The sequence below is a fragment of the Neisseria sp. HMSC067H09 genome (assembly GCF_001814135.1).
Classification (GTDB): Bacteria; Pseudomonadota; Gammaproteobacteria; order Burkholderiales; family Neisseriaceae; genus Neisseria.
In genome coordinates, this window is the sequence record NZ_KV814926.1 from 40,246 (window position 1) to 54,768 (window position 14,523).

14 protein-coding genes and 2 pseudogenes are annotated in these 14,523 nt (G+C 54.5%); 7 read left to right on the plus strand and 9 right to left on the minus strand.

Features of this window, described 5'->3' with window-relative positions; translation table 11 throughout:
- The first annotated feature begins 130 nt into the window (after window positions 1–130).
- The gene (locus HMPREF2954_RS07935) at window positions 131–1,228 is read left to right on the plus strand and encodes an NnrS family protein (protein WP_045073419.1); all 1,098 of its coding nucleotides are present in this window, start codon (window positions 131–133) and stop codon (window positions 1,226–1,228) included.
- A 112-nt stretch (window positions 1,229–1,340) separates the two neighbouring features.
- Here HMPREF2954_RS07935 and yciA read toward each other — a convergent pair whose 3' ends face one another.
- Entirely contained in the window at window positions 1,341–1,778 is a 438-nt protein-coding gene (yciA, locus tag HMPREF2954_RS07940; RefSeq protein ID WP_045073417.1) for an acyl-CoA thioester hydrolase YciA, read from the minus strand.
- A 104-nt stretch (window positions 1,779–1,882) separates the two neighbouring features.
- Window positions 1,883–2,656 carry a peptidoglycan editing factor PgeF gene (gene pgeF, locus HMPREF2954_RS07945; RefSeq protein ID WP_045073415.1) on the minus strand — a complete coding sequence of 258 codons (774 nt, stop codon included), beginning with the start codon at window positions 2,654–2,656 and terminating at the stop codon, window positions 1,883–1,885.
- A gap of 57 nt (window positions 2,657–2,713) precedes the next feature.
- Between pgeF and HMPREF2954_RS13395 the strand changes: the two are divergent.
- Window positions 2,714–2,881: pseudogene (locus HMPREF2954_RS13395) on the plus strand (IS5/IS1182 family transposase); the annotation flags it as partial.
- A gap of 2 nt (window positions 2,882–2,883) precedes the next feature.
- Here the strand turns inward: HMPREF2954_RS13395 and HMPREF2954_RS07950 are convergent.
- Both HMPREF2954_RS07950 and rluD read right to left on the minus strand, forming a co-directional pair.
- Window positions 2,884–3,465 carry a hypothetical protein gene (locus tag HMPREF2954_RS07950; RefSeq protein WP_045073413.1) on the minus strand — a complete coding sequence of 194 codons (582 nt, stop codon included), beginning with the start codon at window positions 3,463–3,465 and terminating at the stop codon, window positions 2,884–2,886.
- A gap of 1 nt (window position 3,466) precedes the next feature.
- On the minus strand, window positions 3,467–4,591 hold the full coding sequence (gene rluD / locus HMPREF2954_RS07955) for a 23S rRNA pseudouridine(1911/1915/1917) synthase RluD (protein WP_036529295.1): 1,125 nt from the start codon (window positions 4,589–4,591) through the stop codon (window positions 3,467–3,469).
- Here rluD and HMPREF2954_RS07960 point away from each other — a divergent pair.
- On the plus strand, window positions 4,590–5,396 hold the full coding sequence (locus HMPREF2954_RS07960; RefSeq protein ID WP_003755523.1) for an outer membrane protein assembly factor BamD: 807 nt from the start codon (window positions 4,590–4,592) through the stop codon (window positions 5,394–5,396). The two genes, rluD and HMPREF2954_RS07960, sit on opposite strands and share 2 nt — an antisense overlap.
- Window positions 5,397–5,507: 111 nt before the next feature.
- Here the strand turns inward: HMPREF2954_RS07960 and ilvA are convergent, their stop codons facing one another.
- Window positions 5,508–7,034, minus strand: a complete 1,527-nt coding sequence (gene ilvA, locus HMPREF2954_RS07965) for a threonine ammonia-lyase, biosynthetic (protein WP_039409512.1) — start codon at window positions 7,032–7,034, stop codon at window positions 5,508–5,510.
- A gap of 215 nt (window positions 7,035–7,249) precedes the next feature.
- On the opposite strand from ilvA, the gene HMPREF2954_RS07970 reads away from it, so the two are divergent.
- Window positions 7,250–8,503, plus strand: coding sequence for a D-alanyl-D-alanine carboxypeptidase family protein (locus tag HMPREF2954_RS07970; protein WP_070689084.1), 1,254 nt, complete (start codon window positions 7,250–7,252; stop codon window positions 8,501–8,503).
- A gap of 85 nt (window positions 8,504–8,588) precedes the next feature.
- The gene (locus HMPREF2954_RS07975; RefSeq protein WP_045073408.1) at window positions 8,589–9,251 is read left to right on the plus strand and encodes a YecA family protein; all 663 of its coding nucleotides are present in this window, start codon (window positions 8,589–8,591) and stop codon (window positions 9,249–9,251) included.
- A gap of 71 nt (window positions 9,252–9,322) precedes the next feature.
- On the opposite strand, the gene HMPREF2954_RS07980 is transcribed toward HMPREF2954_RS07975, so the two are convergent.
- From HMPREF2954_RS07980 to HMPREF2954_RS07995, 4 genes are all read right to left on the minus strand, one after another.
- Window positions 9,323–9,811 (minus strand): DUF456 domain-containing protein, encoded by a 489-nt coding sequence (locus tag HMPREF2954_RS07980; RefSeq protein ID WP_045073406.1) that lies wholly within the window; start codon window positions 9,809–9,811, stop codon window positions 9,323–9,325.
- 226 nt (window positions 9,812–10,037) lie between these two features.
- The gene (gene ttcA, locus HMPREF2954_RS07985; RefSeq protein ID WP_039410023.1) at window positions 10,038–10,997 is read right to left on the minus strand and encodes a tRNA 2-thiocytidine(32) synthetase TtcA; all 960 of its coding nucleotides are present in this window, start codon (window positions 10,995–10,997) and stop codon (window positions 10,038–10,040) included.
- Between the two features lie 155 nt (window positions 10,998–11,152).
- The gene (locus tag HMPREF2954_RS07990; protein ID WP_070689082.1) at window positions 11,153–13,315 is read right to left on the minus strand and encodes a heavy metal translocating P-type ATPase; all 2,163 of its coding nucleotides are present in this window, start codon (window positions 13,313–13,315) and stop codon (window positions 11,153–11,155) included.
- Between the two features lie 99 nt (window positions 13,316–13,414).
- Window positions 13,415–13,624, minus strand: coding sequence for a heavy-metal-associated domain-containing protein (locus HMPREF2954_RS07995; protein ID WP_003742983.1), 210 nt, complete (start codon window positions 13,622–13,624; stop codon window positions 13,415–13,417).
- A gap of 147 nt (window positions 13,625–13,771) precedes the next feature.
- Between HMPREF2954_RS07995 and cueR the strand changes: the two genes are divergently transcribed.
- Together cueR and HMPREF2954_RS08005 are read left to right on the plus strand one after the other, a co-directional pair.
- On the plus strand, window positions 13,772–14,164 hold the full coding sequence (gene cueR / locus HMPREF2954_RS08000; RefSeq protein WP_045073400.1) for a Cu(I)-responsive transcriptional regulator: 393 nt from the start codon (window positions 13,772–13,774) through the stop codon (window positions 14,162–14,164).
- Between the two features lie 10 nt (window positions 14,165–14,174).
- Window positions 14,175–14,523 (plus strand): annotated as a pseudogene (locus HMPREF2954_RS08005) (transposase); the annotation flags it as partial.

Sequence of the window (14,523 nt, forward strand, 5' to 3'; positions counted from 1 at the left end):
CTCTCCCCGTGGGAGAGGGCTAGGGAGAGGGCAAGCAAGCCGCAGGCTTGCCTCTTTGGCGAAAGGTACAGCCCTGTCCACCCAATAAATCCATATCCGAAAGCATCTTCATGCAGAATCAAGCCAAGCCATGAATAAATTTTTCACCCACCCCATGCGGCCGTTTTTCGTCGGCGCGGCGGTGCTTGCCATACTCGGCGCGTTGGTGTTTTTCATCAGCCCCGGCGCTATCGTCCTGCACCGCCAAATCTTCTTAGAACTCATGCTGCCTGCGGCATACGGTGGTTTCCTGACTGCCGCCATGCTCGAATGGACGGGTTATAAAGGTCGTCTGAAACCCGTTGCCACCGTCTTGGCGGCGTTGTTGCTCGCCGCATCCGTCCTGCTGCCGTTTGCGCCACAAACCGCTTCATTTTTCGTCGCTGCTTATTGGCTGGTGCTACTGCTGTTCTGCGCCTGGCTGATTTGGCTCGACCGCAACACCGACAACTTTGCCCTGTTGATGCTGCTTGCTGCGTTCACCGTTTTTCAGACGGCCTATGCCGTCAGCGGCGACTTGAACCTGCTGCGCGCGCAAGTGCATCTGAACATGGCGGCGGTCATGTTCGTATCCGTGCGCGTCAGCGTCCTTTTGGGTGCGGAAGCCCTTAAAGAATGCCGTCTGAAAGACCCCGTATTCATCCCCAACGTCGTTTATAAAAACATCGCCATCACCTTCTTGCTGCTGCATGCCGCCGCCGAACTTTGGCTGCCCGCGCAGACCGCCGGTTTTACCGCGCTCGCTGTCGGTTTCATCCTACTCGCCAAGCTGCGCGAACTGCATCATCACGAACTCCTGCGCAAACACTACGTCCGCACCTATTACCTGCTCCAGCTTTTTGCCGCCGCAGGCTATTTGTGGACAGGCGCGGCGAAATTGCAAAACCTGCCCGCCTCCGCGCCCCTGCACCTGATTACCCTCGGCGGCATGATGGGTGGCGTGATGATGGTGTGGCTGACTGCCGGACTGTGGCACAGCGGCTTTACCAAACTCGACTACCCCAAACTCTGCCGCATCGCCGTCCCCATCCTCTTCGCCGCCGCCGTCTCACGCGCTGTTTTAATGAACGTAAATCCGATATTCTTCATCACCATCCCCGCGATTCTGACCGCCGCCGTGTTCGTGCTTTATTTGTTCACGTTCGTGCCGATATTTCGGGCGAATGCGTTTACGGACGATCCGGAGTGAGCGTTTTCGTTTCATTCCCCATTCAATCGCAAGCCCTGTATCGCCTTAAGTCAAAAGGTCGTCTGAAAATCTCCAATATGGGTTTTCAGACGACCTTTGCTTAAATCAGGGTTTAAATCAGACCTTGCAGTTTCGGATTGCCTTCTTTGGGAATAGGGCGCGTATTGCCTTCGCTGTCGATGGCGACGTAGGTAAAGATGGCTTCGGTAACGAGTTGGCGGTCTTCGGTCAGGTGGTCGTTCATCAGCGTTTTCACCCAAACTTCGATTTTCAGTTGCAGCGAAGTATTGCCCACGCGCACGCAGCGTCCGTAGCAGCAAACCACGTTGCCCACTTTAACGGGGCGGATGAAGTTCATTTCCTGAACGGCGACGGTAACGATGCGGCCTTGCGCGATTTCCGCCGCCAAAATGCCGCCGCCCAAATCCATTTGCGACATAATCCAGCCGCCGAAAATATCTTGGTTGGGATTGGTGTCTTGCGGCATGGCGACGGTGCGCAGCAGAAGCTCGCCTTGAGGGTGGGAGCGGTGTTCGTTTTTTTGAGTCATGAGAATATCCTTTTGAGCGGTGCGGATTGGGTGGGTTTGAATGTTGGCGGATTAAGTCTTGCGAAGGTCATCTGAAAGAGGATGGGGCGTTTCAGACGATTTTTTTATGCCTGTTCCAACCAAATTAGGCTGACCATGCGGCCGGTTTGTCCGTCGCGGCGGTAAGAGAAGAAAGTGTCACGTTCCAGGACGGTGCAGTGTGTGCCGCCGTAAATCATGTCCACACCTTCGCGGCGCAGAACCAAACGCGCCAGCGCGTAGATATCGGCAAGATATTTACCGCCGCCGATGTCTTCGAATGCGTCCGCCGCTTCGGGCATGGGGGCACAAAATGCGTCGAACACGTCTTGTCCGACTTCAAACGCGTCCGCGCCGATGGCAGGGCCGAGATATGCCATGATTTCGACGGGCGCGACATTCATTGCGGCTATGGCGTTTTGCAATACGCCGCCCGCCAAACCGCGCCAGCCGGCGTGTGCGGCAGCGACGACCGTACCGGCTTTATCGCAGAACAAGACAGGCAGGCAGTCGGCAGTCATCGCGGCGCAGGCGGCTTTGCCCGAGTTGTCCACCGAAGCGTCTGCGTCGGGCGTGTTGCCCAATGCGTCGGCGGCGTTGACGACGATAGTGCTGTGGATTTGATTGAGGTAGGCAACAGGCAGCCTGACCTGTTCCTGCACAATTTCACGATTGCGGCGCACGGCATCGGGATCATCTCCGACGTGCGAACCGAGGTTCAAACTTTGATACACGCCTTGGCTCACGCCGCCATTGCGGGTGGTAATCAGGGTTTTCACGTTGGCGGGCGCAGGCCAATCGGCAGTCAGGAAATTTTTGCCTTGCGGGGCGAGGTTTAAGGTTTCTGTGATGGTTTTCATGTTTTATCTGAGTAAGGAAAGGTTTGAAAAGAATGCGTCTATCAGTCTCGACAAGCCACATTGTATAGTGGATTAAATTTAAATCAGGACAAGGCGACGAAGCCGCAGACAGTACAGATAGTACGGCAAGGCGAGGCAACGCCGTACTGGTTTAAAGTTAATCCACTACACTTTTTCAGACGACCTTTTCATCTACTGCGTGAAAGCTATTTGAACATTCGATCAGACTAGTTGTACAAACCGTTTTCATCCAAGGGCAGATTCATCTGCTTGGCAATATTTTGTGCGGCAGCCGCGAAATCTTCTTTGTCTGACGGTTTGCTATGAATAAAAGTCAAAATTCGAACGTATGGTGCGGGATATGGACGACGATATTCCAGCGTAAAAAATTCTCCATAGAGATCGCCTCTCCATCTGATTGCCGATAAGTGGTCATTTTCAGAAAGAGGATATTCCATAACGATTTCGCTGCCTTCCCAATGCGTCAGGACTCGTTTGACAGGGTCGTATTGCCAAGACTTATCCTGTAATTTTTCCAATGCTCTTTTTTTGGATGATAGAGACACATACGGGAAGGACAAAATCATTATCAAAAGATATGACAGCATGAAGACACCGGAGCCTATGTTCAGAATCTCCATATCTTCCATGTTCCGCGTACCCAACCATACGGGCAGCGCAATCATGTAAACGATGGCAGCTTTAGTGGGAAGTCGATATGTTTTTTCAGATGTCAAATTGCCGTAACCCGCCAGCCACTGCATTTCGCCGTCCATTTGTGCAAGATTTACCAAATCTGAAGAAGACATCTTAATCCCTCACATAAACCACTTCGACATCGTAGTCGTCTTCGTTCCAATCATCGTCGTCATCCGTGCCGAGTTTGTCCTGCCATTCTTCTTCGTTGCTCAAAGACGAATCCAAGCCTGCTTCGAGGCGCAGGACGGAGAGCAGGTGGTAAATATCGTCGGGAATCGGGGCTTCAAAAGAGACGGTTTCGCCGGTTTTCGGATGGACGAAACTTAAGCGGTAGGCGTGCAAAGCCTGACGCGCGCCCAGACTTTTGACGGCTTCTTTCACCGGTTCGCTGCACGGATGGCGCAGGTTGCCGTAAACGGGGTCGGCGGCAAGCGGGTGGTTGGCTTCGCGCATATGGACGCGGATTTGGTGCGTCCTGCCTGTTTCGAGCGAGCATTCGATGTAGCTGTGGGCGAGATAGCGTTCCAACACTTTGACGTGGGTAACGGCAGGTTTGCCGCCGAATTTGACGACCGCCATTTTCAGGCGGTTGTGCGGATCGCGTCCGATTTGGGTTTCGATTTTGCCGTCAAAGGGAACGATGCCGTTGGCGACGGCGCGGTAGATGCGTTTGACCGTGCGCTCTTGAAGCTGTTGCACGAGGGAATTTTGTGCGGGCAGGGTTTTGGCGACCACCATCAGGCCGCTGGTTTCCTTGTCTAGTCTGTGGACGATGCCCGCGCGCGGAATCTGGCTCAATTCGGGACAATGCGCCAATAAACCGTTGAGCAGCGTCCCCGTCCAGTTGCCTGCGGCGGGATGGACGACCAGTCCGGCAGGTTTGTTGACGACGATGACGGTATCGTCTTCGTACACAATATCCAAATCCATCGCTTCGGGTTTGAACGCGAGATTCTCTTCGCTCGGACGTACCGTTACGCTGATGGATTCCCCGCCTATCATTTTGTCTTTGGGTTGGGCGGGCTTATCGTTTACAATGACCGCGCCTTCTTTAATCCACGATGTCAGGCGGCTGCGCGAATAATCAGGCATGAGCTTTGCCAACACCGCATCCAGCCGCCCGCCCGCAAGCTCCAGCGGAACAGTCAAATTAACACAACTTTCTGCTTCGGGGGCTGACGTAAAGTCTAAATCGTCGCTATAATCGGCTTCATTATCAAAGGAAGTATTCTGCATGAAAAAAATTCTTTTAGTAGTTTCGTTAAGTCTGGCACTGGGTGCCTGTGCAAGCAATAAAGGTACGGTCGATAAAGACGCGCAAATCACACAAGATTGGAACGTGGAAAAACTCTATGCCGAAGCGCATGACGAGTTGAACAGCAGCAATTATACGCGAGCCATCAAGTTATACGAAATTTTAGAATCCCGCTTCCCCAACGGCCGCTACGCGCAACAGGCGCAGCTGGACACCGCATACGCCTATTACAAAGACGACGAGCCTGAAAAAGCCCTCGCCGCCATCGACCGCTTCCAGCGCCATCACCCGCAACATCCGAATATGGATTACGCGCTTTACCTCAAAGGCTTGGTTCTGTTCAACGAAGACCAATCCTTCCTCAACAAACTCGCCTCCCAAGACTGGTCCGACCGCGACCCTAAAGCCAACCGCAGCGCATACCAAGCGTTTGCCGAATTGGTACAACGCTATCCGGAGAGCAAATACGCCGCCGACGCAACCGAGCGCATGGCAAAACTGGTGGACGCTTTGGGCGGTAACGAAATCTCCGTTGCCCGCTACTACATGAAACGCGGCGCCTACCTCGCCGCAGTCAACCGCGCCCAAAAAATCGTCGAGCGTTACCAAAATACCCGCTACGTCGAAGAATCGCTCGCCATGATGGAGCTGGCTTACAAAAAACTGGACAAACCCCAACTCGCCGCCGACACCCGCCGCGTCTTGGAAACCAACTTCCCGCAAAGCCCCTTCCTGCAACACCAATGGCAGCCGAACGATATGCCTTGGTGGCGCTACTGGCGTTAAGCACATCAAATTCAGGATGGTTGATACGGATTGGTATCGGTTGTCCGAAAGATGAAAGGTCGTCTGAAACCATAAAAGGGTTTCAGACGACCTTTTATATTTCCCTTCCAATCAAGCAAGGAACAGGCGGTATGCGGCGTTTTGGGTTTCGTCCTGATAGCTGTAACCGAGGCTTTCGAGGAAGTTTTCGAAGGCTTGATTGTCGCCGGGCGGGACGTCGATGCCGACGAGGATGCGGCCGTAGTCGGCGCCGTGGTTGCGGTAGTGGAAGAGGGTAATGTTCCAGCCGCCCTGCATATGGTTGAGGAAGCGGGCGAGTGCGCCGGGGCGTTCGGGGAACTCGAAGCTGATTAAGCGTTCGTGGGCGACTTTCGTTGTGCGTCCGCCGACCATGTAGCGGATGTGGATTTTGGAGATTTCGTCGTCGGTCAGGTCGACATTGGGCAGTCCGGCTTCGGTCAGTTGGCGGCTGATGACGGCGAGGTCTTGGGAACCTGCGGTTTGCAGGCCGACGAAGATGTGGGCTTTTTGGTCGTCGCCGTAGCGGTAGTTGAACTCAGTGATGTTGCGGCTGCCGAGCAGGTTGACGAATTTGAGGAAGCTGCCGCGCTCTTCGGGGATGGTAACGGCGAAAATGCCTTCGTTGCCTTCGCCCAATTCGCTGCGTTCGGAAACGTGGCGCAGGCGGTGGAAATTCATGTTGGCGCCGCTGGTTACGGCGATGAGGGTTTGGTTTTGGATGCGGTTGCGTGCGGCATAGGTTTTCAAGCCGGCAAGGGCGAGCGCGCCTGCGGGTTCGGTGATGCTGCGGGTGTCGTCGAAGATGTCTTTGATGGCGCCGCAGATGGCGTCGGTATCGACGGTGATGATGTCGTCCAAGAGGTCACGGCAGAGACGGAAGGTTTCTTCGCCGACGACTTTGACGGCGGTACCGTCGGAGAAGAGGCCGACGTCTTTGAGGCTGACGACTTTTCCGGCTTCGACGGATTGCTTCATGCAGCAGGAGTCGTTTGTTTGCACGCCGATGACTTTGATGCTGGGGCGGACTTGTTTGACGAATGCGGCAACGCCCGCAGCCAGTCCGCCGCCGCCGATGGGGACGAAGATGGCATGGATGTCGTCGGGACGCTGGCGCACGATTTCCATGCCGACCGTGCCTTGTCCGGCAATCACGTCGGGGTCGTCAAACGGGGCGATGTAGGTCAGTTTTTCTTTTTCTGCCAACTCCATCGCGTAATCGTAGGCATCGTTGTAGGAAACGCCTTTGAGGACGACTTCGCCGCCACGGCTTTTGACGGCGTCGATTTTGATTTTGGGCGTGGTTTCGGGCATGACGATGACGGCGCGGCAGCCCAAACGCTGTGCCGAAAGGGCGACACCTTGTGCGTGGTTGCCTGCGCTGGCGGCGATGACGCCGCAGGCGAGCGCTTCTTTGGGCAGCTTCGCCATTTTGTTGTACGCGCCGCGGATTTTGAAGGAAAACACGGGTTGCAGGTCTTCGCGTTTGAGCAGGACGTTGTTGTTCAGACGACGTGACAGCCCGATTGCGGGTTCGAGCGGCGTTTCGACGGCAACGTCGTAAACGGAGGCGGTCAGGATGCGGATGAGGTAATCGGAATAAGAGGGGCGGTTGTTCATGGTTTTGTGTGCCGGAGGATTATTTTCAAAAGGAGTGTCCGCCGCCCGCGTCAAACTTTGCCAACAAAACGGCGGAAAGGTAAAACCATACCCTCGAGGTCGTCTGAAATCAAGAAAAATCTTAGCAAAGCGAAGTTGCGGCGGTATAATGACTGCCTTTTGTGCCAAACCGCACGACGCGGTTGTTTTTATTTCTGTTTCCGCACCACATCCCGATGAAAAAAACATTATCCGTATTGATCGCGGCAATGATGATTGCCGCCGCGCAAGCCGCGCCGCAAGCGGCTAAAAACAACGCAGCCCCTGCTGTTGCAGCTTCCGAGCCTGCGCCTGCCGCCGCATCCCAGCCCGAGGCCATGATGCCCAGCATCAACAGCCCCGATGCGCCGCCTGCCATTGCCGCTGCTGCCTACATCGTTACCGATTTGCAAAGCCATCAAGTGCTTGCCTCCGGCAATATCGACACCCAAATCGAACCCGCTTCGCTGACCAAAATGATGACCGCCTACCTCGCGTTCAAAGCTTTGGAAAACGGCACATTGCGCGCTGACCAAATGCTGACCGTGTCCGATGCAGGCTGGAAAATCGAAGGCTCGCGGATGTTCCTCAGTCCTAAAGTTCCCGCCAGCGTCAGCGATTTGATTAAAGGCATGATTGTCCAATCCGGCAACGATGCCGCCACCACGCTTGCCGAAGCCATGGGAGGCGGCTCGGTGGATGCGTTCGTCCAACAAATGAACGACGAAGCCAAGCGTTTGGGCATGACCAAAACCCACTTTAAAAACCCGACCGGATTGGCTGCCGAAGGCCACGTTTCCACCGTCGGCGATTTAGCCATTTTGTCCGCCGCGCTGATACACGATTATCCGAAATACTATCCCGTATTTTCGATTAAATCCTTCAAATACAACAATGTCGAACAGCCAAACCGCAACCTCCTGCTCTACCGCGACTCCAATGTGGACGGTCTGAAGACGGGACACACCGAAAGCGCAGGCTACAACCTTGCCGCTTCCAGCAAACGCAACGGCAGACGCATCGTTTCCATCGTCGTAGGCACCGAGTCCACCGAAGCCCGCGCTTCCGAAAGCGGCAAATTGCTCAACTGGGCATTGCAGGCATTCGACACGCCCAAGCTCTACAACGGCGGCGAAATCATTTCCAAGGTCAAAGTTTATAAAGGCAGCAGCAAATCGGTGAACGTCGGCTTCCTCGAAGACGTGTACATCACGATTCCCCACGATGCCGGACAAAACATCAAACCGATTTTAGAAACCGTCCAGCCCGTTATCGCCCCGATACGCAAAGGTCAAACCTTGGGCAAACTCAAAATCGTCAAAGACGGCAAAGTCATTACCGAGAAAAACGTCGTCGCCCTCCATTCCGTTGAAGAAGGCAGCTGGTTCAGACGGATGTGGGATGATATCGTATTGTGGTTCAAAGGCTTGTTTGGCAGCAGTTCGAAATAGGCAGGATTGATGAAAAGGTCGTCTGAAAATGGTTTTCAGACGACCTTTCGGATAACGGATATATCATTAAAAATAAGGAAAAACCATGCAATTACAAGCATTTGACGAAGCATCCCGCGTGCGCCTGATGCAGCTGCTCGATGCCAAATCGGAACAACACAACACCATGCGCTGCGATGAGGTACAGGCATTTATGATGGCTTTGTTGAGTGGTCCCGATGCCTTGAATCCGAACGATTGGCTGCCTGAAGTGTTGGGTGAAGAATCATTGTTTGACGCGAAAGAGCGTACCGAAATCGAGCGTTTGGTGATGGCGCTGGCGGCTGATTTGCGTATCAAGCTCGGCAGTAAAATGTTGCCCGATTTGTGGTTTTACGAAGATGCAGCGGGCAATCCCGACGTGTACACTTGGTGTAACGCCTATCTGTATGCTTTGGATGTGGTGCCGACCGATTGGTTTGAAGCGGTCGATCAGGAGGAGTTTGAAGACCTGTTTTATCCGATCATGGCTTTGGGCGGCATTTATGATGAAGAGCAAAACGGTGAAATCATTTTGCACCTGACTGAAAAAGAACTCTCACAGCTCGAATCCGACCTGCCGCACGTCCTGCTCGATATTTACTGGTATTGGCAGGCAATTATCAACAAACCGCAAACCGTACGTCGCGAAGGCGAAAAAATCGGGCGAAACGATTCTTGTCCCTGCGGGAGCGGTAAAAAATACAAAGCTTGTTGCGGTAAGGGATAACTTTCCGATCAGGTAAAAAATCAAAAGGTCGTCTGAAAAAAGGTTTTCAGACGACCTTTACAATGATCAGGTTAAAACCAGCTTGCCGCCCATATAACGAGCAGGGTCATTACAATCGTCAAGGCGCAACCGATTTTGGCGACCGTACCGATGATGAAGCCGATAAACGTCCCCAGCCCGACTTTGCCCGCCTGCCACATATCGCGGCGCGCCAAGAATTCCCCGGTACCCGCGCCGATGAGCGGACCGAACAACAGCCCGGGAATGGAGAAAAACGCGCCGACAATACCGCCAATCAGTGCCCCCCAAACTGCTGTTTTAGTGGCTCCTGTATATTTTGCCCCTAATGCGCCTGCGACATAATCCATCGCCGTGCCGATAGCGGCGACAACGGCGAGAAAAATTAGAGTATTTGTACCGTAAATCTGATAATCGCCGGCATAGGCAAGCAGCCATGCGCCGCCGAACATCATTCCCAATCCGGGGATGGCGGGATAAACCGTGCCGAGCAGTCCGACACAGATGGCGATTAAACCGAGCAGGATGAAAATGGCAGTCATAACAGTCCTTTTTTGATGGAAGGGAAAAGGGTATGCGAAGCACGCTGAGCTTGTTTTGCGGCGGATTAAAATGGAACGGTTTGTATCGTCTTTCCCGTAAAATCCCAGTTTTCAGACGACTTACCGTATTATGCGACTTACCGTATTATGGTTGCACGTCCTGATGATTCAAGGCAGGTTTGTGCAAAGAAATAAAAAATCCGGACAAGGCATCCGGATTTTTGTTTTATGCGCCGCAAGTTTTCGGCTTGTTTGCCAGAATGTTGATGATTTTGCGTTCGGGTTTGGACGGGGTGATTTTGATTTCGCTTTCGTCTTCTTCGCTGCCGTCGGAGTAGCGTTCGGGCATTTTTTCGCTGTCAAACGCCAAATCGCCGCCGTGTTTCAAGGTTTGACCGCGTTCCAAACCGACGAAGTCGAAAAGCTCGGGGTCGGCAAGATGGGAGGGTACGACGTTTTGCAGGGCGGAGAACATGGATTCAATACGGCCGGGGAAGCGTTTGTCCCAATCGCGCAGCATATCGCCGATGACTTGGCGTTGCAGGTTGGGCTGCGAGCCGCAGAGGTTGCAAGGGATGATTGGGAATTGCTTCAGTTCGGCATATTTGATCAAATCTTTTTCTTTCACATACGCCAGCGGGCGGATGACGATGTGTTCGCCGTTGTCGCTCACCAACTTGGGCGGCATGGCTTTGAGTTTGCCGCCGTAAAACATATTTAAAAACATGGTGGCGAGGATGTCGTCGCGGTGGTGTCCCAAGGCGATTTTGGTGCAGCCCAATTCTTTTGCAGTGCGGTAGAGAATGCCGCGGCGCAGGCGGCTGCACAGCGAACAAGTCGTTTTGCCTTCGTCCAATACGCGTTTAACGGTGGAGTAGGTGTCCTCTTCGACGATTTTGTACGGTACGCCTATGCTTTCGAGATAGGTCGGCAGCACTTCTTCGGGGAAGCCCGGCTGTTTTTGGTCAAGATTTACGGCAACCAGTTCGAAATCAATCGGCGCGCTGGCTTGGAGCTGGCGCAGGATGTCTAATAGGGCGTAGCTGTCTTTGCCACCGGAGAGGCAGACCATGATTTTGTCGCCCGGTTCAATCATGTTGAAATCGTTAATCGCGTCACCGACGGCGTGGCGCAGGCGTTTGTTGAGTTTGTTGTTCTCTAATTCTTGTTTGGTTTTTTTTGACATGGCGGTTTGTGCTTTGAAATAAGGAAAATTTAAGGGCGGTATTGTACCGCAAAAAGCGTTTGGAAACCGCATATTAGAAAAGAAAGGTCGTCTGAAAGAGGGGAGGGGATTTCAGACGACCTTTGTTTTATATTATGGCATATTACGCGGCTATATTACTCAATCTTCACCCGTTTCAGCCTCAACGCATTGCTCAACACCGACACCGAGCTTGCCGCCATGGCCGCGCCTGCGATGACGGGGTTTAAGAAGCCGAGTGCGGCGAGCGGGATGCCTAATATGTTGTAGAAGAAGGCGAAAAACAGGTTTTGCTTGATGTTTTTCAACGTCGCCTGCGACACCAGCAGGGCATCGGCGAGCTGGTTGACCGAATGCTGCATCAGCGTGGCGGACGCGGTGTGTTCGGCAACGTCTGCGCCGCCTTTCATGGCGAAGCTGACGTTGGCGGCGGCGAGTGCGGGCGCGTCGTTGATGCCGTCGCCGACCATCGCCACGGTTTTGCCGGCGTCTTTGAGTTTTTGTACTTCGGCGGCTTTGTCGCGCGGACTCATGTTGCCGAAGGCGTGTGCGATGCCCAGTTGTTTGGCGACATATTCGACCGTGCCTTGGTTGTCGCCGCTCATGATGTAAACGTCGATGCCGTGTTTTTTCAGACGACCTATGGCTTCGGCGGTATCGGCTTTCAATGCGTCGGCGAGTGCGAATGCGCCGATGGGTTTGCCGTTGGCGGAAACAGCGACGATGCTTGCGATGCGCCAAACGTCGTCTGAAAACTCGGGCAGGGTCAGTTCGGCAAATTCGGCTTTGCCCGCTTTCACCAAACCCACTCCTTCGACTTCGGCGGTAATGCCTGCGCCGACAACGGTTTGCGCGTTTTGTGCGGCGGGTATGTCCAGGCCGCGCGCTTGGGCGGCGGAGACGATGGCGCGCGCGAGCGGGTGGGCGGCGTTTTGTTCGACGGCGGCAGCGATGCGGTACAAAGCGTCTTCGTCAAAGCCGCTGTCGGGAACGCAATAAACGGCAGCAACCTGCGGTCTGCCTTCGGTCAGCGTGCCGGTTTTGTCCAACACGACGGCATCGACGTGGGCGGCTTCTTCCATCGCCGCCGCGTCTTTGAACCAAATGCCGTGTTTCACCGCCTTGCCCATGCCGACCATAATCCCGGCGGGCGTCGCCAGACCGAGCGCGCACGGACAGGCAATCACCAAAACGGCAACGGCGTGCATCAGCGCGACCGTCCAATCGCCCTTAAGCAGCCAAGTGGCGATAAAAGTCAGAAGCGCGATGCCCACTACGGCAGGCACGAATACCGCCGCCGCCTTGTCCGCCACGCGCGCAATCGGCGCTTTGCTGCCTTGCGCTTCGGAGAGCGCGTTCATCATGTCGCCGAGCAGGGTTTGGCTGCCGAGCTGCGTAGCGCGGTACACCACGCTGCCTTCGGTCATCAGCGCGCCCGCCAACACTTTGCCACCCGCCTTTTTCTCTTCGGGATTGGATTCGCCGGTGAGGTGGCTCTCGTCCGCCCAGCCGCTGCCGCTTTCAATAATGCCGTCGGCGGCAATGCGTTCGCCGTGGTTGGCGCGGATTAGGTCGCCGATTTGCACTTGGTTGATGGGCAGTTGTTTCCATTCGCTATCGCGTTGCACGTTGACTTGGGTCGGCGTGAGTTTCAGCAGCAAGCCCAAGCTGTTCAGGCTGGATTTTTTGGTGCGGTGTTCCAAAAATTTGCCCAGCGACACAAAACCGATCACCATCACGCCCGCTTCAAAATACACATGCGCCATGCCGTGCGCCGCGTGCGGGCTGAAAAACAGCATATAGACGGAATACAGATAAATCGACACCGTGCCGATGGTAACGAGTACGTCCATATTCGCCAGCCCGCCTTTAATACTCGCCCACGCGCTTTTGTAAAACGGGATTGCCAGCCAAAGCTGCACCACGCTCGCCAGCACGAATTGCCATACCGGCGGAATCATCCAATCGTGCCGACCAATCATCATCCCCGCCATGCCGATAAGGAACGGGATATTGATGGCGAACAGCAGCCACAGCCGCCAGCCGATATGCGGTTCCGTTTCCGGCTGCGGCAGCGCGTCTTCCGTCTTTTCCTTCGCGCCATAGCCGGTTTTCTCGATGATTTTGGCGATATCGGAGGCGGAGGTTTGGCTGTCGTCAAACACCACCTGCGCCTCCTCGCTGGCGAAGTTCACCCCCGCCGATTCGACAAAGTCTTTTTTGTTCAACACTTTCTCAATGCGCGAAGCACAGGCCTGACAGGTCATGCCTTCGATTTGGAAACGGACTTTTTGTTGCATGGTTTCTTCCTTCTGAATGTGGTTGGGCTACCTGAAAAAAGCGGAGCAGGGTTTTCAGGTAGCCTTTGGGGTGTTGCAGTCGATTTGTTGCGATTCGATTTATAAAGCCGCATCATACCCGCCGTCTTCCACCGCTTCTATCAGCGCGGCGGGGTTGGTTTGGGCGGGGTCGAATTCCACGACGGCGTTCTTGTTTTCCAGGCTCACTTCGGCCTTGTCCACGCCGTTTACGCCTTCGAGGATGCTGGTAACGCTTTTCACGCAGCCGCCGCAGGTCATGCCTTCGATGTTTAATGTGATGGTTTGCATAGGGTTTCCTTTCTGTTGGAATGAGGCTGAGGTTTTAAAGCCCGTTGCAGCCAAAGCTTTCAGGTAGCCTGAAATGATGGGTCTGCTCTTGCTTTCCCGCTAAGTGCCGCCACTATAAAGCTTCACCCGAAGTAAAGGTCAAGCATCATGATGAACATCAGCCAGACCGCGGTCGAGAGCGGCCTTTCCGCCAAACAAATCCGCGACTACGAAAAGCACGGCCTAATCGCCCCGGCCGCGCGCAGCGAAGCGGGCTACCGCCGCTACGGACAGGCCGACCTTGCCCGGCTGCGCTTTATCCGCCATGCGCGGGAAGTGGGCTTTTCGCTGCCGCAGATCGGGCAGCTTTTGAGCCTGCAACACAACCCGAAGCGCACCAGCCGCGAAGTGAAAACGCTCACCGCGCGGCACATCGCCGAGCTGGAAGCCAAAATCGAACGCTTGCAGGGCATGGTGGCCGAGCTGCAACGCTGGCACGATGCCTGCGCGGGAGACGACTGCCCGGATTGTGCGATTTTGGCCGGGCTGGAGGAGCGTTAGGCGGCTTGGGGCCAATACACATGAGTGCAACCACCTGTTGCCTTTGTTGGAAGGCATTGCCGAAGGTACGACCGTCTATGCCGATAAAGGCTATGACAGTAAGGAAAACCGGCAACATCTAAAAGAGCATCAGTTGCTGGACGGCATTATGCGCAAAGCCCACCGCAACCGTCCGCTGACGGAAGCGCAAACCAAACGCAACCGCTATTTGTCGAAGACCCGTTATGCGGTCGAACAAAGCTTTGGTACGCTGCACCGTAAATTCCGCTACGCCCAGGCAGCCTATTTTGGTTTGCTCAAAGTGAGTGCGCAAAGCCATCTGAATGCGATGTGTTTGAACCTGTTGAAAGCGGCTAACA